This is a genomic window from Streptomyces venezuelae, assembly GCF_008642375.1.
In the GTDB taxonomy this organism is placed as follows: domain Bacteria; phylum Actinomycetota; class Actinomycetes; order Streptomycetales; family Streptomycetaceae; genus Streptomyces; species Streptomyces venezuelae_G.
The window spans coordinates 8,017,911-8,042,183 of sequence record NZ_CP029194.1 but is presented as its reverse complement, the minus strand read 5'-3'; the positions used below and the strand labels follow the sequence as shown (position 1 = coordinate 8,042,183).

20 protein-coding genes and 2 pseudogenes are annotated in these 24,273 nt (G+C 73.2%); 7 read left to right on the top strand and 15 right to left on the bottom strand.

All coding sequences use genetic code 11. From position 1 onward, the window contains the following. Positions 1-63: 63 nt before the first annotated feature. Both DEJ46_RS36530 and DEJ46_RS36525 read right to left on the bottom strand, forming a co-directional pair. Complete coding sequence (locus DEJ46_RS36530) at positions 64-1,161, bottom strand: calcium:proton antiporter (protein WP_150273308.1); 1,098 nt, start codon at positions 1,159-1,161, stop codon at positions 64-66. Between the two features lie 41 nt (positions 1,162-1,202). Continuing rightward, positions 1,203-1,607 carry a MarR family winged helix-turn-helix transcriptional regulator gene (locus tag DEJ46_RS36525; protein WP_055646518.1) on the bottom strand — a complete coding sequence of 135 codons (405 nt, stop codon included), beginning with the start codon at positions 1,605-1,607 and terminating at the stop codon, positions 1,203-1,205. A 154-nt stretch (positions 1,608-1,761) separates the two neighbouring features. On the opposite strand from DEJ46_RS36525, the gene DEJ46_RS36520 reads away from it, so the two are divergent. Further along, on the top strand, positions 1,762-2,649 hold the full coding sequence (locus DEJ46_RS36520) for a nitroreductase/quinone reductase family protein (protein WP_150273307.1): 888 nt from the start codon (positions 1,762-1,764) through the stop codon (positions 2,647-2,649). A 54-nt stretch (positions 2,650-2,703) separates the two neighbouring features. On the opposite strand, the pseudogene DEJ46_RS40270 reads toward DEJ46_RS36520, so the two are convergent. From DEJ46_RS40270 to DEJ46_RS36500, 4 genes and pseudogenes are all read right to left on the bottom strand, one after another. Beyond that, a pseudogene (locus DEJ46_RS40270) lies at positions 2,704-2,994 on the bottom strand (polyketide cyclase /reductase); the annotation flags it as partial. A 130-nt stretch (positions 2,995-3,124) separates the two neighbouring features. Continuing rightward, positions 3,125-3,829 (bottom strand): GNAT family N-acetyltransferase, encoded by a 705-nt coding sequence (locus DEJ46_RS36510; protein ID WP_150273305.1) that lies wholly within the window; start codon positions 3,827-3,829, stop codon positions 3,125-3,127. Between the two features lie 73 nt (positions 3,830-3,902). Continuing rightward, on the bottom strand, positions 3,903-5,459 hold the full coding sequence (locus tag DEJ46_RS36505; RefSeq protein WP_150273304.1) for an acyl-CoA synthetase: 1,557 nt from the start codon (positions 5,457-5,459) through the stop codon (positions 3,903-3,905). Next, positions 5,456-6,580, bottom strand: a complete 1,125-nt coding sequence (locus DEJ46_RS36500; RefSeq protein ID WP_150273303.1) for an NAD(P)H-dependent flavin oxidoreductase — start codon at positions 6,578-6,580, stop codon at positions 5,456-5,458. Before DEJ46_RS36500 ends, DEJ46_RS36505 begins: the two co-directional genes overlap by 4 nt. Positions 6,581-6,734: 154 nt before the next feature. Here DEJ46_RS36500 and DEJ46_RS36495 point away from each other — a divergent pair, with 154 nt between their 5' ends. Continuing rightward, entirely contained in the window at positions 6,735-8,537 is a 1,803-nt protein-coding gene (locus tag DEJ46_RS36495; RefSeq protein WP_150273301.1) for a serine hydrolase domain-containing protein, read from the top strand. Positions 8,538-8,803: 266 nt separating this feature from the next. Further along, positions 8,804-10,810, top strand: coding sequence for a sialidase family protein (locus DEJ46_RS36490; protein ID WP_150273300.1), 2,007 nt, complete (start codon positions 8,804-8,806; stop codon positions 10,808-10,810). 57 nt (positions 10,811-10,867) lie between these two features. Here the strand turns inward: DEJ46_RS36490 and DEJ46_RS36485 are convergent, their stop codons facing one another. The 5 genes from DEJ46_RS36485 to DEJ46_RS36465 form a co-directional block, all read right to left on the bottom strand. Then, on the bottom strand, positions 10,868-11,644 hold the full coding sequence (locus tag DEJ46_RS36485) for an alpha/beta fold hydrolase (protein ID WP_150273299.1): 777 nt from the start codon (positions 11,642-11,644) through the stop codon (positions 10,868-10,870). Positions 11,645-11,749: 105 nt separating this feature from the next. Then, positions 11,750-12,658 carry a LysR family transcriptional regulator gene (locus tag DEJ46_RS36480; RefSeq protein ID WP_150273298.1) on the bottom strand — a complete coding sequence of 303 codons (909 nt, stop codon included), beginning with the start codon at positions 12,656-12,658 and terminating at the stop codon, positions 11,750-11,752. Positions 12,659-12,696: 38 nt separating this feature from the next. Beyond that, on the bottom strand, positions 12,697-13,896 hold the full coding sequence (locus tag DEJ46_RS36475; protein ID WP_150273297.1) for a glycine C-acetyltransferase: 1,200 nt from the start codon (positions 13,894-13,896) through the stop codon (positions 12,697-12,699). Between the two features lie 3 nt (positions 13,897-13,899). Then, a complete protein-coding gene (gene tdh, locus DEJ46_RS36470; protein WP_150273295.1) occupies positions 13,900-14,934 on the bottom strand; it encodes an L-threonine 3-dehydrogenase in 1,035 nt (344 codons plus the stop codon). A 168-nt stretch (positions 14,935-15,102) separates the two neighbouring features. Further along, on the bottom strand, positions 15,103-16,671 hold the full coding sequence (locus DEJ46_RS36465) for a phytoene desaturase family protein (RefSeq protein WP_150273294.1): 1,569 nt from the start codon (positions 16,669-16,671) through the stop codon (positions 15,103-15,105). A gap of 135 nt (positions 16,672-16,806) precedes the next feature. Here DEJ46_RS36465 and DEJ46_RS36460 point away from each other — a divergent pair, with 135 nt between their 5' ends. After that, a complete protein-coding gene (locus tag DEJ46_RS36460; RefSeq protein ID WP_150273293.1) occupies positions 16,807-17,469 on the top strand; it encodes a M15 family metallopeptidase in 663 nt (220 codons plus the stop codon). 93 nt (positions 17,470-17,562) lie between these two features. Here DEJ46_RS36460 and DEJ46_RS36455 read toward each other — a convergent pair whose 3' ends face one another. Continuing rightward, complete coding sequence (locus tag DEJ46_RS36455) at positions 17,563-19,896, bottom strand: serine/threonine-protein kinase (protein ID WP_150273292.1); 2,334 nt, start codon at positions 19,894-19,896, stop codon at positions 17,563-17,565. 92 nt (positions 19,897-19,988) lie between these two features. Further along, the gene (locus tag DEJ46_RS36450) at positions 19,989-20,846 is read right to left on the bottom strand and encodes an oxygenase MpaB family protein (protein ID WP_150273290.1); all 858 of its coding nucleotides are present in this window, start codon (positions 20,844-20,846) and stop codon (positions 19,989-19,991) included. 105 nt (positions 20,847-20,951) lie between these two features. On the opposite strand from DEJ46_RS36450, the gene DEJ46_RS40265 reads away from it, so the two are divergent. From DEJ46_RS40265 to DEJ46_RS36440, 3 genes and pseudogenes are all read left to right on the top strand, one after another. After that, positions 20,952-21,098, top strand: a complete 147-nt coding sequence (locus DEJ46_RS40265) for a hypothetical protein (protein WP_223835362.1) — start codon at positions 20,952-20,954, stop codon at positions 21,096-21,098. Beyond that, a complete protein-coding gene (locus tag DEJ46_RS36445; RefSeq protein ID WP_223835361.1) occupies positions 21,077-21,352 on the top strand; it encodes a hypothetical protein in 276 nt (91 codons plus the stop codon). Before DEJ46_RS40265 ends, DEJ46_RS36445 begins: the two co-directional genes overlap by 22 nt. Before the next feature lie 22 nt (positions 21,353-21,374). Further along, a pseudogene (locus DEJ46_RS36440) lies at positions 21,375-21,656 on the top strand (dihydrofolate reductase); the annotation flags it as partial. Positions 21,657-21,748: 92 nt separating this feature from the next. Here the strand turns inward: DEJ46_RS36440 and DEJ46_RS36435 are convergent. Then, a complete protein-coding gene (locus DEJ46_RS36435) occupies positions 21,749-23,017 on the bottom strand; it encodes a DUF2201 family putative metallopeptidase (RefSeq protein ID WP_150273289.1) in 1,269 nt (422 codons plus the stop codon). Continuing rightward, on the bottom strand, positions 23,014-24,273 hold the full coding sequence (locus DEJ46_RS36430; RefSeq protein ID WP_150273288.1) for an AAA family ATPase: 1,260 nt from the start codon (positions 24,271-24,273) through the stop codon (positions 23,014-23,016). The genes DEJ46_RS36435 and DEJ46_RS36430 overlap by 4 nt, the downstream gene beginning before the upstream one ends.

Here is a 24,273-nt window from a genome sequence, read left to right as displayed (position 1 = left end):
GGCCGTCACCGGCCGAGCCGGGCTTTCACGGCCGAGCCGGGCTGCCCTGGCCGAGCCGGGCCGTCACGGGCTGAACGAGAGGAACACGAAGGCGGCGAAGATCGCGAGATGGACGCCGCCCTGGAGGAGCGTGGCCCGTCCGGGCACCACGGTCAGGGCGCTCACCACACCGGTGAGGACGAGCAGCACCATGTGGAGCGGGCCCAGGCCGAGGACCAGGGGCCCGGACAGCCAGATCGAGGCGAGCGCGATCGCCGGAATCGTCAGGCCGATGCTGGCGATCGCGGAGCCGTAGGCGAGGTTGAGGCTGGTCTGCATGCGGTCGCGACGGGCCGCGCGGACGGCGGCGAGGGTCTCGGGCAGCAGCACCAGCAGGGCGATGACGACACCGACGACCGCCTTGGGCAGGCCCGCGGACTGGACGCCGTCCTCGATCGTCGGGGAGATCAGCTTGGCGTTGCCGACGACGGCGACGAGGGCGACCACGAGAAGTCCGAGGCTGGTCCAGGCATCGCGCCGGGTCGGCGGGTCCGCGTGGTCGTCCTCCGAGTCCTGGCCGGGACGGGGCACGGGGAGGAAGTAGTCCCGGTGCCGTACGGTCTGGACACCGACGAACACGCCGTACAGGCAGATGGAGGCGACGGCGGCGAAGGCCAGCTGGACGCCGGAGAACTCGGGGCCCGGGTGGCTGGTGGTGAAGGTCGGCAGGACCAGCGTCATCGTGGCCAGGGTGCAGACGGTGGCGAGCGCGCCGCCGGAGCCCTCGGCGTTGAAGACGGCGACACGGTTGCGGAGCGCGCCGACGAGGAGGGAGAGACCGACGATGCCGTTGCAGGTGATCATGACGGCGGCGAAGACGGTGTCCCGCGCGTAGGTCGAGGTCTTCTCGCCGCCTCCCACCATCAGCGAGACGATGAGTCCGACCTCGATGACGGTGACGGCCACGGCGAGGACGAGCGAGCCGTACGGTTCACCCACCCGGTGGGCGATGACCTCGGCGTGGTGGACCGCGGCGAGAACGGCCGCGATCAGGCAGAGCGCGATGAACCCGACGGCGAAGCCCGGCAGATCGCGCCCCCAGGCCGCGACAAGCGCAAGCGCCGCCACCACCGGCCCCCAGGTGGTCCACTGCCGTGTCAATGACGCCGTGCTCGAACTCATGATCCGCATCCTGCCACAAAGGGGGCTTTCGCCCGGTTCGGTCAATCCAGGGGGTCGCTGAGGGCTCGCTCGTACGCGGTGAGGGTCTCCAGGAACATCCGTCGCTGCGCCGGGTCGAGCGGGGCGAGGGCCGCGCGCCAGGCGCCGGCGCTGCGGCCGAGCCAGCCGTCGATGGCGGCGCTGTGCGCCGGCGCGATGGAGACGATCTTGCGCCTGCGGTCGGCGGGGTCCTCGGCCCGTTCCAGTACGCCCTTCTTCGCCAGGTCTCCCACCATCAGACTCACGGTCGTGGGGGCGACCTCCAGCCGGGCGGCGAGCTCGTTGACGCTCAGCGACCCGTCGAACAGGAGATAGGCGAGCAGGGAGAGATGGCGGGGCGCGAGCGTGAGCGTCTGCAGCTCGTCGGGAATTCTGATGCGCTTCGCCCGAGAGACCATCCGAGGCATGAGCAGCAGCAACGTGCGCACGGCCTCGTCGATTTCCGGCCCGCCGGCGGCCTCGTCCCCCTCGTGTGCGATTGACACCCTGCACCCCTCCCTTTTAGCTTTGCTTTCAAAGCAAATGGATCTGTCGGGATCGATGCTACCGGAAGGCACAGCCATGTCCGATCTCAACCTGCAGGTCATCGCGGAGTTCCGCGCCAACGGCGGCCGGGTGGGCGGGATGTTCGAGGGAGCGGCCCTGCTCCTGCTGACCACGACGGGCGCCCGCAGCGGGCGGGCACACACCAACCCCGCCGTGTACGTACGCGACGGGGCACGGCTGCTCGTCTTCGCGTCGAACGCCGGCGGACCGAAGCACCCCGCCTGGTTCCACAACCTCAGCGCCGACCCGTTCGTGACCGTCGAGCTCGGCACGCCGGAGGGAACCGTCGAGCGCTTCGCGGCGACGGCGGTGGTCACGGAGGGCGAGGAGCGGGACCGGCTGTACGCGGAACAGGCGGACCGCGACCCGGGGTTCGCCGCCTATCAGGCGGCGACGGACAGGATCATCCCGGTCGTCGCCCTGCACCGCGTGGACCTCGCGGACCCGGCGCGGCACCGGGCGATCGCCGGCCACCTGGTCAAGGTCCATGCCGAGCTGCGTGACGAACTGACCGCTTTACGCGAGGGACTGGGCTCCGCGGAGGCGGAGGCGGAGGGCGCGGCGGTACGGGACGCCCCGGGCCCAGGCCGCCGGCTCGCCCGTCACTGCCTGACCTTCTGCGGCGCGCTGCACGCCCACCACCACAACGAGGACAGCGTCTTCGACCTCCTGCAGCACGAGTTCCCGGAGCTGGCCGACTCGCTGGACCGGATGCGCGAGGAGCACAGGGTGGTCGCCCGCACGGTGGAGGAACTGGAGGCGCTCCTCACCTCGGGAGCCGCGCCGGCGACCCTCCTCGCCGAGCTGGACCGGCTGGCGACCCGACTGGAGGAGCATTTCGCTTACGAGGAGGCGCAGTTGATCCCGGCACTCACCGGCACGCGGGCCGCGCCCGCGCCGTAGCCCTGGCCGCGAGTCAGTGCGCCAGGTCTCGGGCAGGGGCTTCGGCGGCGGACTCAGGTCCCGCAACCACGCTTCGAGGCCTTCACGGAGAAGCGCGTTCGCGGTGGGCACGTCCGCTTCGACCTGGGGGCCCGTGTGGGTCTCCTCGGCGCTGATCCGCACACCGCCCTTGGCCTCGGTGAAGTTCCCCACGTGGACGCCGTCGATGCGCAGCCCTTCGCCGATCGCGGGGCCGGTCCAGCGGATGCATGCGCGGTGCTTGATCTGCCGCACGGTCGAGGTGATCTCCACACTGGTGGCGGGGATCGAGGGGATGGGCGGGATCGGCAGTGTCCACCGGAAGGCTGGAACTCGCCGGCCACTTCAGGGGCATGGACTTCGACCCGGCCCGACTCTTCGCGGCCGAACCGGACGAGCTACCGAGCTGCTGAACCATCGAGCCCCAGACGCCCGGCTCTGAGGCCGGACGCGGGACCTACGGCGTGCGGAAGCCGCGGAAGGTCACGTTCGTGCGCGTCTCGAAGCCGAGCTTCTCGTAGAGGGCGATCGCGCCGGTGTTCGCTTCGGCCACATGCAGGAAGGCGCCTTCGCCCCGCGCCTCGATGCGTGCCGCGAGCGCGCCGACCAGGCGGGCGGCGTGGCCCTGCCCGCGGGCCTCGGGAGTGGTGCAGACCGCGCTGATCTCGGTCCATCCCGGCGGCCGGAGCCGTTCACCGGCCATGGCCACCAGGGTGCCCTTCTCTCGGATGCCGAGGTAGGTGCCGAGTTCGGGGGTCCGGGACCAGAAGGGCCCGGGCCTGGTCCGCTCGACGAGGTCCAGCATCTCGGGCACGCTGTCCGCGCCCAGTTCGACGACGCCCTCGTCCGTCTCGTCTCCCGGGGTCCCCGGCGCTCCGCCGTCCGGCCGGATCATCTGGCGGCCTTCCAGGACGAAGACGGGTTCCCAGTGCGACGGCGGGAGAACCGGGCAGCTGAACATGTCGGCGAACGCGTCCCGGCCGAGGAGTTCGGTGAGGTCGTCCCACCGCGCCGGATCCGGGTCGGTGGAGACGGCGGCGAAGGTCGAGACGTCCGGCAGATAGGTGACGGCCCGGCCGACCCTGCGGGCGAGATGGGCGTGACGGCCCCGGAGGGACTCGCCCACGGGGTCGTCCAGTACGAACGGATCGCGGCCCACCATCGTGTCGTCCCTCTCGAGCTCCGTGCCGAACGGGGAAGGAGGTCACCGTGGGAGACCTCCTCGCGCACGAAGTCTAGAGCGGGCGGTCGTGGCCCTCCCAGTACGGGTCGCGCAGACGGCGCTTGTACAGCTTGCCGTTGGGGTCGCGGGGCATGGCGGTCACGAAGTCGACCGTCTTGGGGCGTTTGAAGCCGGCCAGGCGGTCGCCGCAGTGGGTCAGGATCTCTTCGGCGAGCGCGGGCCCCGGCTCGTGCCCCTCGGCCGCCTCGACGACCGCCTTGACCTCCTCGCCCCAGTCGGCGTGCGGGATGCCGAAGGCGGCGGCGTCCGCGACGGCCGGGTGGGTGAGGAGAGCGGCCTCGATCTCGGCCGGGTAGATGTTGACCCCGCCCGAGATGATCATGTCGATCTTGCGGTCGCGGAGGAAGAGGTAGCCGTCCTCGTCGAGGACGCCGAGGTCGCCGACCGTGAAGAAGTCGCCGATGCGGTTCTTCGCCGTCTTCGCCTCGTCCTTGTGGTACTGGAAGCCGCCGGTGTTCATCTTCAGGTAGACGGTGCCCACTTCGCCGGGAGGCAGCCGCTTCCCGTCGTCGTCGAAGACCGCGAGCTCGCTGATCGGCCAGGCCCTGCCGACCGTGCCGGGCTTCTTCAGCCACTCCTCCGCGGTGGCGAAGGCTCCGCCTCCCTCGCTGGCCGCGTAGTACTCCTCGACGCTCCGGCCCCACCACTCGATCATCGCCCGCTTGACGTGCTCGGGGCAGGGTGCGGCGCCGTGGATGGCGTGGCGCATCGAGGAGACGTCGTACCGGTTCCGTACCTCCTCGGGCAGGGAGAGCAGACGGTGGAACTGGGTGGGGACCATGTGGGTGTGGGTGCAGGCGTACCGGTCGATCAGGCGGAGCATCTCCTCGGGCGTCCACCGGTCCATCAGGACGAGCGGATGGCCGATGTGCAGGGCGGCGGAGGCGAACTGCAGGACTGCCGTGTGGTACAGCGGCGAGCAGACCAGATGGACGTTGCCGTCGCCCGGCCGGATGCCGAAGATGCCGAGGAAGCCGCCGAGCGGGGTCTCCTCGGGGAGCCTGCCGGGCAGCGGGCGACGGATGCCCCGGGGCCGTCCGGTGGTGCCGGAGGTGTAGTTCATGACCCAGCCGAGCGTGCGGTCGGCGGGTGCGTCGCCGTCCTGTCCGTCGAGGAGTGCGGCGTACGGGCGGAAGCCGGGGATCGCGCCCACGGCGTAGCGGTGGGTGGGGGCGAGGCAGGCCTCGTCGGCGGCGAGGGTCACGGCCTCGGCGAACCGCTCGTGGGCCAGCAGGACCTTGGCGCCGGAGTCGGCGACGATCCAGGCGATCTCGGGTCCGACGAAGTGGTGGTTGACGGGGACCAGGTAGAACCCGGCCTGGGTGGCGGCGAGATGGGCCGTGAAGAACTCGGGGCCGTTGGGCAGGACGGCGGCGAAGGCGTCGCCGCGCTCCAGGCCGGCGGCGCGCAGCCCGTGGACGAGCCGGTTGGCCTCGGTGTGCAGGCGGCCGGCGGTCCACTCCTCGCCGTCGGGGGCGACGAGCACCGTACGGCCGGGGTCGGCGGCGGCCTGGGCCCAGAATCCGGTGGGTGTGGCTGACTGGCTCATGCCTCGCTCCGTCCGGCGATGCGGTTGATGCGGTCGACGGCCTTCTCGAAGCCCCGGGTGAGCTCGTCGACGACCTGCTGGACACTGCGCTCGGAGTTCATCCGGCCGACGATCTGTCCGACCGGTGTGCCGAGGAGCGGATCGACCTCGTACTTCTGGATACGGGAGACGGCCTCGGCCACCAGGAGTCCCTGGAGCGGCATGGGGAGCGGTCCGGGGCCGGACGGGTCGTCCCAGGCGTCGGTCCACTCGGTACGGAGCTGGCGCGCGGGCTTCCCGGTCAGCGCGCGGGAGCGGACCGTGTCGCCGGAGCCCGCGGCGAGGAGCTTGGCCGTCAGGGCGCGCGAGTGCAGGTCGGCCTCGGTGGTGGTGAGCCAGATCGAGCCGAGCCAGACGCCCTGGGCGCCGAGGGCCAGGCCGGCGGCGATCTGCTCGCCGCTGCCGATGCCGCCGGCGGCGAGCACGGGCAGCGGGGAGACGGCCTCGACGACCTCGGGGGTGAGGACCATGGACGCGATCTCGCCGGTGTGGCCGCCCGCCTCGTACCCCTGGGCGACGACGACGTCGATGCCGGCCTCGGCGTGGTGGCGGGCGTGCCGGGCACTGCCGGCGAGCGCGGCGACCAGGACGCCGTGGTCGTGGGCGCGGGCGACGACGTCCGGGGGCGGCGAGCCGAGGGCGTTGGCGAGGAGTTTGATCGGGTAGTCGAAGGCGACGTCGAGCTGGCCGCGGGCGACCTGCTCCATCCAGCCGGTGATGCGCCAGCCGGAGGCCTCTCCCTCGGCGAGTTCGGGCACGCCGTGCTTGGCGAGGGTCGCGCGGACGAACGCGCGGTGCTCCTCGGGGATCATGGCCTCGACGTCCGCCTCGCTCAGCGTCTGATTTCCCGGGGCCTCGACCTTCTTCGCCGGCATCACGACGTCGAGGCCGTAGGGCAGCCCGTCGGTGTGTTCCTGCATCCAGTCGAGGTCGCGGGCGAGATCGTCGGGCGCGGTGTAGCGGACCGCGCCGAGAACTCCGAATCCGCCGGCTCTGGTGAGGGCGGCGGCCACCGCGGGGAAGGGCGTGAAGCCGAAGATGGCGTGCTCGATCCCCAGTGTGCGACTCAGCTCCGTCTTCATGGGCGGCAGGATGCCGCAGCCGCGCGACGGAGGGAAGAGATTTTCTGATGCAGCGTCAGATTCTTTTGTCGCGGGGCCCGGGTGCCCGGCGGCCCGATCGCCGCAGACGGGTACGTCGACGTTTCGCCGCGGCCCGCCGTGGGAGAGGGTGGGCATGACGGAGGATGCGGTACGAGACGGAGTTCTGAGCCGCCGCGCGTTCGGCGGCGGGGTGCTGGCACTGGGAGGTGCGGTGATGATCGGTTCGGTGCCGGGGGCCGCGGCGGCCCCGGGGTCCGGGCCCGGGCCCGGGGGTGCGGGACCCGGGCGGGCGGCGCGGCGGACCACGCTGCGGCGGGGGTCGGCCGAGCGGGCCGGACTGCTCGGCGCGCATCTGGACCGGCTGGTCACGGACGCCGAGGCCTTCCTCGCCCCCTCCCCCACGCACCCCTGGTACGCGGGGGCCGTGCTGCTCGCCGGACGCGGCGGGACCGTCGCCCTGCACCGGCCGATCGGCTCGGCCGTGCGCTACTCGGCGTACGACGAGAAGACGGACACGGGCATCGAGCTGCCGCCCGGGGAGCGGATTCCGATGACCGAGGACACCGTCTTCGACCTGGCGTCCGTCTCCAAGCTGTTCACCTCGATCCTGGCGGTGCAGCAGATCGAGCGCGGGGCCCTGGAGCTGGAGGCGAAGGTCACCACGTACCTCCCGGAGTTCGGGGGCGGCGGAAAGCAGGACGTCACGGTGCGTCAGCTGCTCACACACACCTCGGGGTTCCGGTCCTGGATCCCGCTGTTCCGGGAGCCGACCCGGGAGGGGAGGCTGCGGCTGCTGTGGGGCGAGAAGCCGGCGCACCCGCCGGGCTCGGCGTACCTCTACTCCGATCTGAATCTGATCTCGCTCCAGCTGATCCTGGAGGAGATCACCGCTCGCGGTCTCGACACCCTGCTCCACGACGAGATCACTGCTCCACTCGGGATGCACCGCACTCGATTCAATCCACCGCTCTCCTGGCGGCCGGGGATCGCGGCGACCGAGGACGCCCGGCGTCCCTGGTCGGGGCTCGACCGAGGCATGGTACGGGGCGAGGTCCACGACGAGAACGCCTACGCCATGGGCGGGGTCGCGGGCCACGCCGGGGTGTTCTCGCGCGCCTGGGACCTCGCGGTCCTGGCGCGCACTCTCCTCAACGGCGGGGCGTACGGCCGGGCCCGCATCCTCTCCCCCGAGTCCGTCGACCTGATGTTCACCGACTTCAACACCGCCTTCCCCGGCGACGAGCACGGCCTCGGCTTCGAGCTCCACCAGCACTGGTACATGGGCGCGATGGCCACCCCGCGCACGGCCGGCCACACGGGATTCACCGGCACCAGCCTCGTCCTCGACCCGACGACCGACGCGTTCCTGATCGTCCTCGGCAACTCGGTCCACCCCGTCCGCTCCTGGCGCTCCGGCTCCGCGCCCCGGGTCGCCGCGGCGAACCACCTGGCCCGAGCCGTCCCCGTCCGCCCCGCCCGGGGCCGTACAGCATGGTTCTCCGGCATGGCGAGCGCCACGACCGCCACCCTGATGCTCCCTCAGGTGCCGGACGCCGCACGCCTGGAGTGCGCGCTGTGGTGGGACACCGAGCCGGGCGCCGACGCGGTCGCCCTGGAGGCCTCGGCCGACGGCGGCTCGACCTGGCGGCCGGTGCCCTTCGCCACCGACCGCCGTACCGAGCACCGTACCGAGCACCCGACGGGCGCGGTCGGCGGCTGGTCCGGCCGCGTCTGGCACACCGTGTCGGCGCCCCTGCCCGGGGGGCCTGCCCTCCTGCGCTGGCGGTACACCACGGACCAGCGGTACGTGGGACGGGGCGTGTACGTGGACGGGCTGCGGCTACTCGACGGGACGGGGCTGCCGGTGTTCGACGAGGCACGGCCCGCTGACGGGTCGCGCATCGAGGCGAACGGCTGGGCCAGATCAGCCGATTGAGTCCGCGCTGACGAGCCGTCGGGGCGGGCTGCGCACACATGATCACATGAGGTAGCGTCCCCGCCGGGAGATCTCACCGGGGGGATGAGACGAACGCCGAGGCGAGCGTCTGTCGTGTCGCCCGTTCGCGGTGCCCTTCCGCTTCGCGGGGGCCGCCGCAACCGGCCCGCTGACGATCGCGGCACAACCGCGTCAAGGCCCAGCCGCCCCATCGTCCGTCGCCTCCGCTTCGCTTTCGCTTTCGCTTCCGAACGAGGTATTCCTTCATGCTGCCCCTTTCCGAGCGCCGCCCACCGGGCGCTCGCCGCTTCGCGCTGTCCGCATGGCTGTGCGCGCTGTCCCTCGCGGTCCTGGCCGCGGTCGCCCTCGCGATGACGCCGACCTCGCCCGCCGTCGCGTCGACGACCGCGACCACACCGCCGCTCACGACGCAGGTGTCCACCACGCCGTTCAAGGCGCGCGAGAACTACTACTGCACGCGCATACCCGCCGTCGTCACCGGCAAGACGGGTGTCCTCCTCGCCTTCGCCGAGGGACGCACCCGGCTGACGACGACCGGCTGCAACGACGTCGGCGACAACGACCTCGTGCTCAAGAGGTCCGTCGACGGCGGCGCGACCTGGCAGGACCTCCAGGTCGTCGTCGGCGGCTCCGACGAGCTCGCCCACGGCAATCCCGCGCCGGTCGTGGACGCGGTCACCGGCCGGATCACCCTCCTGTACTCCAGCAGTGACTGGAACCATGACGCGACCAAGCCCAGCCGCAAGGGCTACGAGCGCACCGTCCACGCCGTCCACAGCATGGACGGCGGCGTGACCTGGTCGGCGAGCGTCCCGCAGCCGCAGCTCAAGGGCGCCGGCTGGGGCTGGGTCTCCACGGGCCCGGGCCACGGCATCCAGCTCGCCCGGGGGCCGCACCACGGCCGGCTGATCGTCCCCGGCGACCACACGGCCGGCGGTGACACGACCGCGGGCGGCCAGCTGTACTTCAGCGACGACGGCGGCCTCACCTGGGTGCTCGGCGCCACCTCCTCGGCGAGCAAGACCGGCGCGTACCCCGCCGAGCTGACGGTCGCCGAGACCGTCGACGGCGGCCTCTACGTCAACGCCCGCAACTCCGAGCCCACGCGCTGCCAGACCAACGAGCACCGCCTTGAGGCCGTCAGCACCGACGGAGGCGGCTCCTTCGCGGCCGCCTTCACCCCGGTGGCCAACCTGGACACCTCACCGGTGTTCGGCTCGCTGCTGCGGCTGCACGCCATGGACCAGGACGGCAAGCCCGACCGGTTGCTGTACTCGGGTGCCTCCCGGCTCGGCCCCAGCCCGCTGGAGGACCGGCGTGAGCTGGCCGTCCGCTCCTCGTACGACGAGGGCAAGACCTGGAAGACCGTCGGCACCCTCGTCTCGCCGGCGCGCACCGGCTACTCCGACCTGACCGTGCTGCCGAACGGCTCCATCGGCATCCTGTACGAGACGGCCGGCAACATCCCGCACGGCAACCTCGACTTCACCGCCTTCACCGAGGACGCCATGAAGGCCTCCGAGACCGAGCTGCGCCGCCCGCGCACCGCCGACACCCGCGAGCGGGCTCCGCTGGAGCCCGGCAACCACGCCGTCATCCACGGCGGGGCCCAGCTCGGCGAGCGCAACGGCGGCAAGGCCATGGAGTTCGACGGCACGGACGACTACCTGCGCCTCGTCTGCTCGCCGACCCTGCGGGTCGATGACCGGGACTTCACCGTGGCGGCCTGGTTCAAGCACGATGCCACGACGGGCACGCTGCCGATCATCTGGGCGTACGGCATGCCGGGCACCGACCCGCTGAAGAAGGGCCGGCACTTCTCGGTCCGGGCCGAGCCCGGCACGGGCGTCCTGCGCGCCACCGTCGGCACGGACATCGGCTCCACCGAGGTGACGCTGCCGTCCGCCTACGGCGACGACGTGTGGCACCACGTCGTGTTCAAGCGGCAGGGCCTCACCGTCAGCCTCGCCGTGGACGGGGGGCCGGCGGCCACCGCGACCATGCCGGCGGGGACCTTGGCGACCGACCGGAACGTCACCCCTGCCGCCGAGTTCAACATCCACATCGGCGCCCGGCCCGACTTCCCCAACCAGCCGGCCGGTGTCGCTCAGCTCTTCAAGGGCACCCTGGACGACGTGCGGCTCTTCGGGACCGCGCTGACCGAGGACGAGGCGGCCTCCGTCAAGGCGGGCTCCCTCGAGGTGGCGAAGGACGAGGAGAGGCTGCGCCTCGGCTTCACCACCATCTGGTAGACCACGCGGCACCTGGTCCGGTGGACGTCACGGCCGCCGGACCAGGGGCCGATGAGCTCAGACGGCCTCGGCGTACAGCTCCTCGACCAGCCGCGCGACGAGCTCCGGCTCCCGCAGCGTCGGGTAGTGGTCGGAGGCGGCCAGCCGGACGAGGCGGCAGCCGGGGATCCGCTCGGCCATCTCCTCGTTGCAGCGCACGACCTCCGGCCGGTCCAGCTCGCCGAGCGCGAGCAGGGTCGGCGCGGAGATCTCGCCGAGCCGGTCGAAGGCCGGCTCGTCGGGGAGCTGGCGGTCGATGTTGCTGAACCAGGCGGGCAGCACGGCCCGGAAGAGGGCCGCCGCGACCGGGTCGGACTCGGGGCTCCCGCCGCCGGCCTTCCCCCACAGGCCGAGGCCGAGCCGGACGATGCCCTCGGTGTCGCCGGCCTTCGCCAGGGTCTCGAGGCGCTCGAAGAACTCGCCCGTCACCAGCCCGTCGTACCCCGTGACACCGGGGACGAGGAGGGCCAGGCCCGCCACCCGCCCGGGGGACTTCAGGGCCAGGTTGACCGAGGTCGCGCCGCCCATGCTGGAGCCCACGAGGACCGCCCGATCGACGGCGAAGTGGTCGAGGACCTCGGAGAGGTCGCGAACCGTGGAGTACGCGGCGGTGGGCGCGGGTGAACGTCCGTAGCCGCGCACGTCGTAGCGGATCACCCGGTGCCGTGCGACGAGCGCCGGCAGGACCGGGTCCCACACCGCGGAGTCGCCGACGCCGGGGTGGAGCAGCACCAGCGGCAGCCCGTCGCCTCCCGAGTCGTCCGCCCATACCTCGCCCTGACTGACAGACACCATGGTTTCCATGACGCCCAGTCTGGTGGGGCGGTACGGGCTCCGCCAGGACGCGCACGGCCATTCGGCCGGGCGCGCGGCCAGCTGCCGCGCGACCGACGCGCGCCCTCAGACCCCGGGGGCCGCCGCGTCCCGGAGCGCCGCGAGGAACGGACTGATCAGGGGGTGGTCCTCGGCGCCGCGGCGTACCGCCGCGAAGACCCGGCGGGTGGGGGCGACCCCGTCCACCGGGCGGACGCCCACGTCCGTCAGGTCCATGCCCCGGAGCGCCGAGCGCGGGACCAGCGCCACACCGGCCGAGGCCGAGGCGAGGGCGACGACGGCCCGGAAGTCGTCGGAGACATGGTCGAAGCGGGGGGCGAAACCGGCGTACTCGCAGGCCAGGACGGTCACGTCATGACAGGGGTTGCCCGCGGACTGGCCGATCCAGGAGTCCTTCGCGAGTTCGCCGAGCGCGACCCGCTCGCCGGCGGAGAGAGGATGGCCGGGCGGCAGGACCGCGTCGAACGGCTCTGCGTAGAGCGGGACGCGGGTGAGCCGGGCGTCGTCCTCGCCGGGCGCGCCCCGGTACTCGACCGCGACGGCCACGTCGACCTGCCGGTCGAGGACCATCATCAGGCTCTCGTCGCCCTCGGCGTCCCGCACCCGGACCCGGATGCCGGGGGCGGAGCCGGCCAGCGCGCTGATGGCGGGGGCCACCACGAGCCCGATGCCGGTGGCGAAGGCGGCGACCGTGACCGTACCGGCCTCGCCGGAGCCGTAGGCGGCGAGCTCGGACTCGGCGCGCTCCAGCTGGGCGAGGACGGCGTTGGCGTGGCTGAGCAGGATCTCGCCGGCCGGGGTGAGGCGCGCGCCGCGGGCGCTGCGGTCCACCAGCCGGTGGCCGGTCTCCTGCTCCAGGGCGGCGAGCTGCTGGGAGACCGCGGAGGGGGTGAGATACAGCGCGGCGGCCGCCGCCGTGACCGTGCGGTGGTCGGCCACCGCTCGGAGGATGTGCAACCGCCGCGCTTCGATCATGTCCCTAGTCTCGCAGGACCGGAGCCCTGCTTCCGCCGTCAGCCTTCGAGGGCGGCGCGGGCCTCGACGAAGGCGTCGACGGCCCGGTTCACGTCCTCCGTGGAGTGGGCGGCGGAGAGCTGCACGCGGATGCGGGCCTGGCCCTGCGGGACGACCGGGTACGAGAAGCCGATCACGTACACGCCGCGCTCCAGGAGCAGCTCGGCCATGCGGCCGGCGACGGCCGCGTCGCCGATCATGACCGGGGCGATGGCGTGGTCGCCGGGGAGGATGTCGAAGCCCTCCTCGGTCATGCGGGAGCGGAAGAGCGCCGTGTTGGCGTTCAGGCGCTCGCGCAGGTCGCCGGCGGACTCCAGCAGGTCGAGGACCTTGAGGGAGGCGGCGGCGATGACCGGGGCGAGGGTGTTGGAGAAGAGGTACGGGCGGGAGCGCTGGCGCAGCAGGGCGACGATCTCGGCGCGGGCCGCGACGTAGCCGCCGGAGGCGCCGCCGAGGGCCTTTCCGAGGGTGCCGGTGATGATGTCGACGCGGTCCATGACGCCGTGCAGCTCGGGGGTGCCGCGGCCGCCGGGGCCGACGAAGCCGACCGCGTGCGAGTCGTCGACCATGACCATGGCGTCGTAGCGCTCGGCCAGGTCGCAGATCTCGGCGAGCGGGGCGACGTAGCCGTCCATGGAGAAGACGCCGTCGGTGACGATCAGCTTGCGCCGGGCGCCGCCCTCGGTGGCCTCCTTGAGCTGCTGCTCCAGGTCGGCCATGTCGCGGTTGGCGTAGCGGAAGCGGCGGGCCTTGGAGAGGCGGATGCCGTCGATGATCGAGGCGTGGTTGAGGGCGTCGGAGATGACCGCGTCCTCGGCGCCGAGGATCGTCTCGAAGACGCCGCCGTTGGCGTCGAAGCAGGAGGAGTAGAGGATCGTGTCCTCCTGGCCGAGGAAGGCCGAGAGGCGTGCCTCCAGCTCCTTGTGCACCTCCTGCGTGCCGCAGATGAAGCGGACCGACGCCATGCCGTAGCCCCAGCGGTCGAGCGCCTCGTGGGCGGCGGCGACGATCTCGGGATTGTCGGCGAGGCCGAGGTAGTTGTTGGCGCAGAAATTGAGGACCTCGCCGGGGCGGCCGCCCGCGGTGACGGCGACGGTGGCCGACTGGGGGGTGCCGATCACGCGCTCGGGCTTGTGGAGCCCGGCCTCGCGGATCTCTTCGAGGGTGGCACGGATGTCGTCGCGTACGGAATCGAACATGGGTCAGGCTCCCGCAGTCCAGTCGAGGATGATCTTGCCGCTCTTGCCGGAGGCCGCGTCGTCGAAGGCGGCCTCGAAGTCGGAGTACGCGTACCGGCCGGTGACGACGGGGGCGAGGTCGAGGCCGCCCTCCAGGAGCACCGACATCGCGTACCAGGTCTCGAACATCTCGCGGCCGTAGATGCCCTTGACCGTGATCATGGATGTGACGATCTTCGCCCAGTCGACGGCGAAGTCCTCGCTGGGCAGGCCCAGCATGGCGATCTTTCCGCCGTTGGTCATGTTGGCGACCATGTCGCGCATCGCGTGCGGGTTGCCCGACATCTCCAGGCCGACGTCGAAGCCCTCCTTGAGACCGAGGATGCGCTGGCCGTCCGCGATGGTCTGCTCGGCGACGTTGAGGGCGAGGGTGACGCCCGTCTTGCGCGCCAGGGCGAGGCGCTCCTCGCTGACGTCGGTGATGACGACGTTGCGGGCGCCGGCGTGCTTGGCGACGGCCGCGGCCATGATGCCGATCGGGCCCGCGCCGGTGACGAGGACGTCCTCGCCGACGAGCGGGAAGGAGAGCGCCGTGTGCACGGCGTTGCCGAAGGGGTCGAAGATCGCGGCGATGTCGAGGTCGACGGGGACGCGGTGCACCCACACGTTGGAGGCGGGCAGCGCCACGTACTCGGCGAAGGCGCCGTCCCGGCCGACGCCGAGGCCGACGGTGGCGCGGCAGAGGTGGCGGCGGCCGGCCAGACAGTTGCGGCACTTGCCGCAGACGAGGTGGCCCTCGCCGCTGACGAGGTCGCCGACGGCGATGTCCGCGACGTCACGGCCGACGGAGACGACCTCGCCGACGAACTCGTGGCCGATCGTGAGCGGCGTGGCGATGGTCTTCTGCGCCCAGCCGTCCCACGAGCGGATGTGGAGGTCGGTGCCGCAGATCCCGGTCCGCTTGACCTTGATCAGTACGTCCCCGGGGCCGGTCTCCGGCTCGGGCACGTCCGTGAGCCAGAGTCCCGGCTCCGCCTTCAGCTTGACCAGCGCCTTCAATGCAACGGCTCCCGACGTGCGTGTCCTGTGATGTGGGGGCACGGGCACGACCGAGCGCCCAAGATCCCTGGAAGAGAATCTTCCGTACGCGGGGCTCCTGGTCCATCGAGGTTTTCTTAAGCGCGCTCGCAGATCAGCTTCACGCCGCCGGTGGGGGCGGCTGCGGCGTCAACGTCCGAGGGCCGCCATCGCCGCGTTGTGGCCGGGGATGCCGCTGACTCCCCCGCCCCGGATCGCGCCCGCGCCGCACAGCAGGACGTTGGCGTGGCGGGTCTCCACGCCCCAGCGGCCGGTGCTCTCCTCGCCGTACGGGAAGGAGAGGTCCCGGTGGAAGATGTGGCCGCCGGGCAGCCGGAGGTCCCGTTCGAGGTCGAGCGGGGTCTTCGCCTCGATGCAGGGGCGGCCGTCCTCGTCGAGGGCGAGGCAGTCGGCGATCGGCTCGTCGAGGTGGGCGTCGAGCTGCGCGAGCGTCGCCTTGAGGAGCGCGGCGCGGACGCCGTCGTTGTCGGCGGCGAACAGCCGGGCGGGCGTGTGCAGTCCGAAGAGCGTGAGGGTGTGGTGGCCCGTGGCGGCGAGTTCGCCGCCGAGGATCGTCGGGTCGGTCAGCGAGTGGCAGTAGATCTCGGAGGGCGGGGCGGTGGGGAGGTGCCCCGCGGCGGCCTCGGCGTGGGCGGCGGCCAGTTGCCCGTACCCCTCGGCGATGTGGAAGGTCCCGGCGAAGGCCTCGCGCGGGTCGACGGCGCGGTCGCGGAGCCTCGGCAGCCGGGTGAGCAGCATGTTGACCTTGAGCTGGGCGCCTTCCGGGGGCGGCGGGGGCGTCTCGCCGAGCAGGGTCGCGAGCTCCTGCGGGGAGGCGTTGACGAGTACCCGGCCCGCCTCGACGGTGCCCTCGCCGTCGGCCGTGCGGTAGCTGACGGCGGCGCGGCGGCCGTCGGTCTCGATACGGGTGGCCTCGTGTCCGGTGCGGATGTGCGCCCCGGCGGCGCGGGCCGCGTCCGCGAGGGCGTCGGTGAGGGCGCCCATCCCGCCGACGGGGACGTCCCAGTCGCCGGTGCCGCCGCCGATGACGTGGTAGAGGAAGCAGCGGTTCTGGAGGAGCGTGGGGTCGTGGGCGTCGGTGAACGTGCCGATGAGGGCGTCGGTGAGGACGACTCCGCGCACGAGGTCGTCGGCGAAGGTCCGCTCGACGGTGGCGCCGATCGGCTCCTCGAAGAGCATGCGCCAGGTCTCGGCGTCGTCCACGCGGGCGCGGAGCGCGGCGCGGGTGGGGAGGGGTTCCGTGAGGGTGGGGAAGATACGGCGGGCAGCGCGGGCGGTGCGCTCGTAGAAGGCCTGCCAGGCCTCGTACTCACGGTCGGAGCCGGTGAGCGCGGCGAAGGAGGCCCTCGTGCGCTCGGGCCCGCCGCCGACGAGGAGGCCGCTGTCGCCCTTCGGGGTGTACGAGGAGACGGACCGCTTCCGTACGGCGAAGCGCAGCCCCAGCTCCCGCGTGATCTTCTCCGGGAGGAGCGAGACGAGGTACGAGTACCGGGAGAGCCGGGCGTCGACCCCGGCGAAGGGACGCGTGGAGACGGCCGCCCCGCCGGTGGTGCCGAGCCGCTCCAGGACGAGGACGGACCGTCCGGCACGGGCGAGGTAGGCGGCGGCGACCAGGCCGTTGTGGCCGCCTCCGACGATCACGGCGTCGTACGTGCGGGATGCGCCGGGGGCGCCGGGGAGCGGGGCACGGGCGGTCATGGCTCATGCTCACACGGGACCGGCGGGGCGGGGAAGACCGGGGAGGCCGCGGACGAAGCCCGGCTGCTACGACGGAGAGCGGCGGAGACCGGCGGGCCCCGGTCGACCTGCGGCGCCGTGAGGGAAGATCACCTCATGACTGAGATCATCCTGATGTCCGATCCGCGTGTCGCCGCGATACCCGTGGCCGAGTGCGGCGAGCACCTCGTGGACGTCCGGCGCGTCGGCGCGCTGTCGGTCGACCCGCGCAAGCAGGACCCGGACGGCGCCTTCGCCCACCTGCGCGAAGGCGTGGTCGAGCGGCTGCTCAAGGCCCAGTCCCTGCTCCCGGACGGACTGCGGCTGCTGTTCGTCGAGGGGTACCGGCCGCCCTCCCTCCAGCGGGAGTACTTCGAGGAGTACGCGGACGAGTTGCGCGCGCTCCACCCGGACTGGCCGGCGGACCGCATCCGTACGGCCGCGAGCCGGTACGTGTCCCCGCCCGAGATCGCGCCGCACAGTGCGGGCGCGGCCGTCGACCTCACCCTGGCCGGGCCCGACGGGCGTGAACTGGACCTGGGCACCCGGATAAACGCCGGCCCGGAGGAGAGCGCCGGAGCGTGCTACACCGACGCCGACACGATCGGCGCCGAGGCCCGCGCGCACCGGGACCTGCTCGGTTCCGTCCTGACCGCCGCCGGTCTGGTGAACTACCCGACGGAGTGGTGGCACTGGTCCTTCGGAGACCGCTACTGGGCGCTCATGACCGGGGAGGCCGCGGCTCTCTACGGCCCGAGGGAACTGACGCCGGGCGACTGACGCCGGGGTGACCGACACGGGCGCCACCGACACTCCGGGGCGACCGACGCGGGGGCGAATGAGCCGCACCCGCCCACCGCGTCGGCGGGTGCGTCACCGCGCGTCCGAGGCGGGCACGCCGGACGGGCTGCCCCGGTGGAGGGCGGCGGCCTCGGTGGGGCGGCCCAACTGCTCCAGGCAGCGGGCCTCGTCGTCGAGGACGGCGCGGGTGTCGGGGTGATCGGCGCCCAGGGTCCGGGTGCGCACCGCGGCGATCGCCCGGTGGGCCGCCAGGGCCTCCTCCCAGCGGCCGAGCCGCCCGAGGGCGACGGCCGTCTCGCGGTGGCTCAGGAGGGTGTCGGGGTGATCGGCGCCGAGGACGCGCTCCCGGGCCGAGCGGACGCTCTCGGACTCGTCGAGCGCCTCCTCCCACCGTCCGAGGCGGCCGAGGTTGACCGCGAGGGCTTGGCGGGCACGCAGGGTCTCGGGCCCGTCGGAACCCTGCACGCGCGTGCGGGCCGCGACGACGTCACGGCAGACGTCCAGGGCGTCCGCGGCCTGCCCGATGCGGCCGAGGCAGACCCCGGTCTCGTAGCGGGCGGTCAGGGTGTCCGGGTGCTCTTCGCCGAGGGCCGCGGCGCGTGCGTCGGCCACGGCGCGGTACTGGGCCAGCGCCTCCTGACCCCGCCCCAGCCGACCGAGGGTGTACGCGACTTCGTGGCGGGTCACGAGCGTGTCGGGGTGGTCCTCGCCGAGCAGTCGGGCCCGGGCTTCCGCCACCTCGTTCGCCGTGCGGTACGACTCCTCCAGCCGGCCCAGGCGACCGAGGGTGAAGGCGAGGTTGTGACGGCAGCGCAGGGTGTCGGGGTGGTCGGGGCCCACGGTGCGCTCGCGGGCGGCGAGCACCGCGACGTACAGCTCGTACGCCTCGGGGTGCCGTCCGAGGCGGCCCAGCGCGTACGCCCGCTCCTGACGCGCGGCCAGCGTGTCGGGGTGGTCGTCGCCGAGGGTCCGGGCGCGGCCCTCGGCGACCCGGTCGAAGACGTCCAGGGCGGCGGCGGGCCGGTCGAGCCGGGCGAGCGCGAAACCGACCTCGTAGCGGCTGGTCAGGGTGTCGGGATGGTCGTCGCCCAGGACACGGGCGCGGTGCTCGGCGACGGACCGGTGCACCGACTCGGCCTCGTCCCACCGGCCGAGCCTGCCGAGGCCGATCCCGGCGCGGTAGCGGCCGGCGAGCACCGCGAGCAGCTCCGCGCCGGGCTCGGGGGCCGGGGCGGTCGGGACGGCCCGGGCGGCCGTCTCGTCGGCGAGCGAGCTCGCGTCCGACGCGCGCGTGGCAGTGGTCCACTCGGTGGTGAGCACGGCCGCGGCCGGGTCGTGGGCGACGGGGCGCGGCGCCGTGGCGGCGCCCGCCGGGGCGCCCCCGGCGCCGGGCCGGTGTCCGCCTCTCATGCTCCGGGCCCACGCGGGCGCGTGCGCGCCGGGCCGGGGGCCGGGTCCCTGCGCTCCGGGTGCCGGGTACGGCGCGGTCTCGACGAGCTCCTGTCCCGGGCGGACCTGTCCCGGAACGGACATGGGCACGCCCAGGGGCGGGGACACGTCGATGCGGCCCGAGACGATCCGGCGGCGCAGGTCGCCCGCGTCGGCCGGCCGCTCCTCGGGGACCTTGGCGAGCAGGTCGACGACGATCCGGTCGAAGTACGGGGGGATCTCGGCGCGGTGCGAGCGCGGCGGGCTCGGCACGGTGTCGCGGTGCCCGATGAGGATCGCCCAGGAGTCGTCCAGGTCGAAGGGCGGTACACCGGTGGCCAGTTCGTAGAGCACGCAGCCCAGCGAGTAGAGGTCGCTGCGGTGGTCGACCTCGCCGCCGCCGATCTGCTCCGGGGACATGTAGTGGGGCGTGCCCATGGCGATCCCGGTGCCGGTGAGCTTGGAGGTGAAGCCCGTGTCGCCGAGCCGCGCTATCCCGAAGTCGCAGATCTTCACCGTGCCGTCCGCGAGCCGCATGATGTTCGCCGGCTTCAGGTCGCGGTGGACGATCCCCTGCCGGTGCGTGTACGCGAGGGCGTCGGCGACCTGGTCGGCGATCTCGACGAGGTCCTGGACGGGCAGCGGGTTCTTGGCGTTGGCCGCGAGGAGCTGGCTGAGGTTGCGTCCCTCCAGGAGCTCCATGACCAGGAACAGCACGCCGTCGTACTCGCCGAAGTCGTGCACGACGGTGATGCCCCGGTGCTGGAGGGCCGCGGCGACGCGGGCCTCGCGGCGGAAGCGCTCGCGCACCACCGACAGGAACTGGGGGTCGTGCTGCGGACCGAGCGGCTTGAGGCATTTCACGGCGACACCCCGCCCGAGTGCCTCGTCGGTGGCACGCCAGACCTCGCCCATGCCGCCGCGGCCGATGACCTCGTGCAGCCGGTACCGGCCCTGGATCAGCCCGCTGTCCCCCATCGTGTGGTGTCGCCCCCGTCGCTTCCGTGCACCCTCCCCGACATGTCCAGTATGGCCGCAGCCTCTGACAGTGGGTACGGGTAGGGCGCGTGTCAGGGATCGGAGCGCGTTCCGGCACCCGGCCGGCCGTGTGCGCAGGGGCGGGCGAAGGGGGCGGGGCGGGTGTCCTGGCCGAGGCGGTCCATGGCCCGGAGGATGTGCCGTGGCGGCAGCCGCCAGCGCAGGCGGTCGGGGATGCACCGGAGGAGGTTGGCGGTCGCGGTGAGCCGGTGGGTGACGGTTCCGTCCGCCGGGGCGGGCGTGCCGTAGAGCGCGTGGGCGTACGGGGGCAGGGTGTCGTACGCGAGCGCTGTCACGCGCCGCCAGATCACTTCGCGCGCCGGTACCAGTGCGGGTTTCACCGGCGGTCTGCGCAGGAAGTCCTCGACGGTCCGCGCGTCCGGCCCGGCTTCGAGGCGGGGCAGTATCGACGCGAAGTAGTCGGCGAGGGCCGCGGCGGAGCCGGGGACGGTGTCGGGGTCGAGGCCGACGAGTCGGGCGGAGACGCGGTGCTCGTCGAGGTAGCGGTCGGCCTCGGCGTCGGTGAGCGGGATGCCGGAGCGGCGGGCGACCGAGAGGTACGAGTCGACCTCGGCGCAGTGCACCCAGAGCAGGAGTTCGGGGTCGTCCACGCCGAGGAGCCGGTGGACGCGGCGGACGCGGGCGCCGGCCGCCTCCGCCGCCTCGGTGGTCCCGTAACTCAGCGTCCCGACGAAGTTCGCGGTCCGCATGAGCCGCCCCCAGGGGTCCTCCCGGAAGCTGCTGTTGATCATGACGCCGCGGACGGCGAGGGGGTGCAGTGCCTGGAGCCAGAGGGCCCGGACACCCGCGATCCACATCACGGGGTCGCCGTGCACCTGCCAGGTGACGGAACGGGGTCCGAAGAGCCCGGGATCGGCGTCCTGCCTCATGGCGCTCAGGTTACGCCGCAAGCCGCCCGGGATTCCCGGCCCTCGCGAAACCGGTCCGACGCCCCCGGTGTCGGACAGCAGGCGCCGTGGCGCGCAACTTGCCGAATGACCGATGGAGAAAGCCTGATGGAGGCCGTCGCCGAGCACGAGCTGAGCGTCGTGCGCTCCTCCCACCTGGTCTCCGACGTGGAGCGGGCCTGCGACTACGTCATCGTGCTGGTCGACTCCCGGTGCATGTCGCCGGCGACATAGACGACCTGGTCGCCTGCCGCCACCGGCTCACCGGACCGCGCCGGGACCCGGCCACGCTCCCGGCCGGACAGCACGTCATCACCGACAGCCACACCGACCGGCAGACCACTCTCCTGGTGAGCACCGACACCGCGGTCCACGATCCGTCCTGGACCGTCAGCCCTCTCGGTCTGGAGGACATCGTCCTGGCCCACATGACCCGGCCCGCCGACGCGGTACGTGACACCAGGTCCGCGCTGGAGGTGCTCCGATGATCTGGCTGACCTGACGCCAGTTCCGTACCCGGGCCGCCGTGATGTTCACCGCGGTGGCCGGCCTCTACCGAACGGCAGGCGGCGCAAGCCGCCGGGCGGGATCGACCACGTGGTCGTCGTGACGCACCGGCCGGAGCCCGAGGGCCGGGACCCGAGGCGCCGTTCCAGGGACGTCGTACCCGTCGTGTTCGGGTCCGGCAAGCGCTACTTCGGGTCGGTCCACGCACAGCACCTGTTGGAGGACCCTGACGTGGTGATTCAGGGCAATCGGGTGCTTCACCTGCGCTGTCGGGTACGCCGTTGACCGACTGAGCGGGTACACGAAGAAGTCCACCGCGAACGCGGGTCACCCGTTCCCTGCGTGCCGCCCAGCGCCAGGGCCCGTGGGCAGCGCACCTAGCCGATGTCCACCACGCGGGCCCAGTCCGGCGGCGAGTCCGGTACGTAGTCGGGGTCGCCCTCGTCCCAGGTGCGGCGTCGGCGCCCGCGGGAGAACACTCCCACCACCGTCCGGCACGGCGGCCGTCTCTCCGGCCACGGCGTCTGGCCGTCGGTGAGCACCACGACCACGTCCGGCCGGGGCCGCGCGGCGAGCGCCGTGGCGAAACCGGTCCGCAGGTCCGTACCCCCGCCGCCGATCAGCGGGATGCCCTCGGCGCGGCACAAGGGGTGCGCGATCCGGGCGGCCGCGTCGCACGGCACCACGGTCACCAGGTCGCGCCGGCCGCCCACGGCCCGGGAGATCGAGGCGACTTCGAGGAGCGCGCTGCCCAGTTCGGCGTCGCTCACCGAGCCGGAGGTGTCGATGACCACGGAGACCCGGGGCGGTCTGCGCCGCAGGCTGGGCAGGACGGCTCCGGGCACCGCCGCCGAGCGCCGCGAGGGCCGTCCGTACGTGTGGTCCTCGCCCGCTCCCGAGCCGGTGGCCGCCGAGCGCACCGCCGCTCCGAGCAGCTCCCGCCACCGCTGGGGGGTGTGGAAGGCCTCCTCCGCCCAGCGCCGCCAGCCCCGGGGCGCGTCCCCGGGCCGTCCTGTGATGCCCTGGGCCACCCGGAACCGTACGGCGTCCTGTTCCTGTGGGCTGAGGCCGTGGGCGCCGTCCGGCCCCAGGTCCCAGGGGCGCTCCAGGCCGTCGGCGCCGCTGCCGCAGTCCAGCCAGGCTGCTCTCTCCAGGTGTGCGCCGAGCCGGAACTGACGCAGGTAGTCCTCCATGAGCTCCCCTTCCGGGAGCCCCAGGGACCGGGGGTCGACGGCGCCCTCGGGCCGGGCCAGGCCGTCGCCGAACACGTCGTCGTTGATCTCGCAGTCCGCGGCGATGTTGATCCGCAGCCGCTCGCCCGGGCCGGTCAGTCCGCGCTGGCGCGCGACCCGGTCGCCGCGGCCGTGGTGGTCGCGGAGCAGGTGCGACACCTCGTGCACCCACACGCCGGCCAGCTCTTCCACCGGCATCCGGTCGACGAAGCCCGGGGAGACGTAGCACCGCCAGTACCGGTCGACGGCCATCGTGGGCACCTGCCGTGACTCCACGGCGTGGAGGGCGAAGAGGGCCGTCGCCAGATAGGGCCGGGCACGGACGGCGTGCAGCCGGGCGGCGAAGAGTTTCTCGCGGTCGAGTGTCACCGTCGCGTGGGAGGCAGGCGAGGCGCCCGGTGTACGCGGGGTCATCGGGCCGCCTCCTCCGCGACCGCGACCCGGGCCGCCGCGCGGTCCGCCCGGCGGGAAAGGGACACCGCTCCGGCGAGCCGCTCGATCGCCGCGGGCACGTCCCAGTCCTCCTCCCGCAGGGCGGCGAGGTCCGTGGCGGGCACGACGATCAGGTCGGGCGCCCCCGTCTCCATCGCCCGGACCAGGAGCGCCCAGGCCGCGTCCCAGCGGGACTTGGCCGGACGGGCGCGGACCGCCGCGACGACTCCGTCCAGCGCGGCCTGGCGCAGGTCCCCCCGCTCGGGCAGGTCGGCGTGGTCGGGGTCGGCGAGCAGCGTCTCGGGGTCCGGCAGGTCCATCCGGTCCAGGGCGGCGAGGAGTTCGAGGCCGGGTCCGTCTCCGACGGTGCCTCGGACGAGCAGGGACAGGACGTCGCGCGCGGAGCCCGCCGCGGTCGCGAAGGCGATCAGGTGGAGGGTCATCTCCCAGCTCCGGGGTGACGGCCAGGCGCCGCCCCGCTGCGTCTCTCCGCTCGGCAGTCGGTGGACGAGGGCCGGGCGGGCGGCGAGGAGCCCGCAGACGGCGCGGCGGGCGAAGTCCACGGCGTCCGGCAGCTTCGCCGGGTCGAGCCGCGGCAGGGTGGCGCGCGGCCAGGTCCCGCCGAGGCCGCGGACCACCACGTCATGGTCGTGTGCCCACCGGAGGTGCACGAAGCGGTTGGCCAGCGGCGGACTCAGCTCCCAGCCGTCGGCCGCCGAGGCGCGCGGGTTGGCGGCGGCCACGATCCGTACGCCGGCCGGCAACCGCAGTGTTCCCACACGCCGTTCCAGCACCAGTCGCAGCAGGGCGGCCTGCACGGCCGGTGTCGCGGTGGACAGTTCGTCGAGGAACAGCAGCCCCCGCCCGGCCCGGACGAGACGCACGGCCCAGTCCGGCGGCGCCATCGGGATGCCCTGCTCCGCGGGATCGTCGCCGACCACGGGCAGTCCGGAGAAGTCCGAAGGCTCGTGGACGCTGGCGATCACCGTGGTGAGCGGCAGGTCGAGGGACGCGGCCAGATGGGTCAGGGCCGCGGTCTTGCCGATGCCCGGTTCGCCCCACAGCAGTACGGGCAGATCGGCGGCGACGGCCAGGGTGAGCGCCTCCAGCTGCGGGTCGGGGCGGGGCTCGGTGCGCGCGTCGCGCAGCAGGGCCAGCAGCTCACCGGCGACGTCGAGCTGGTCGGTGTGCACAGGGGCAGGGACGGGGCCGGGGGCGTACGCGGTGTCTGTCGGCAT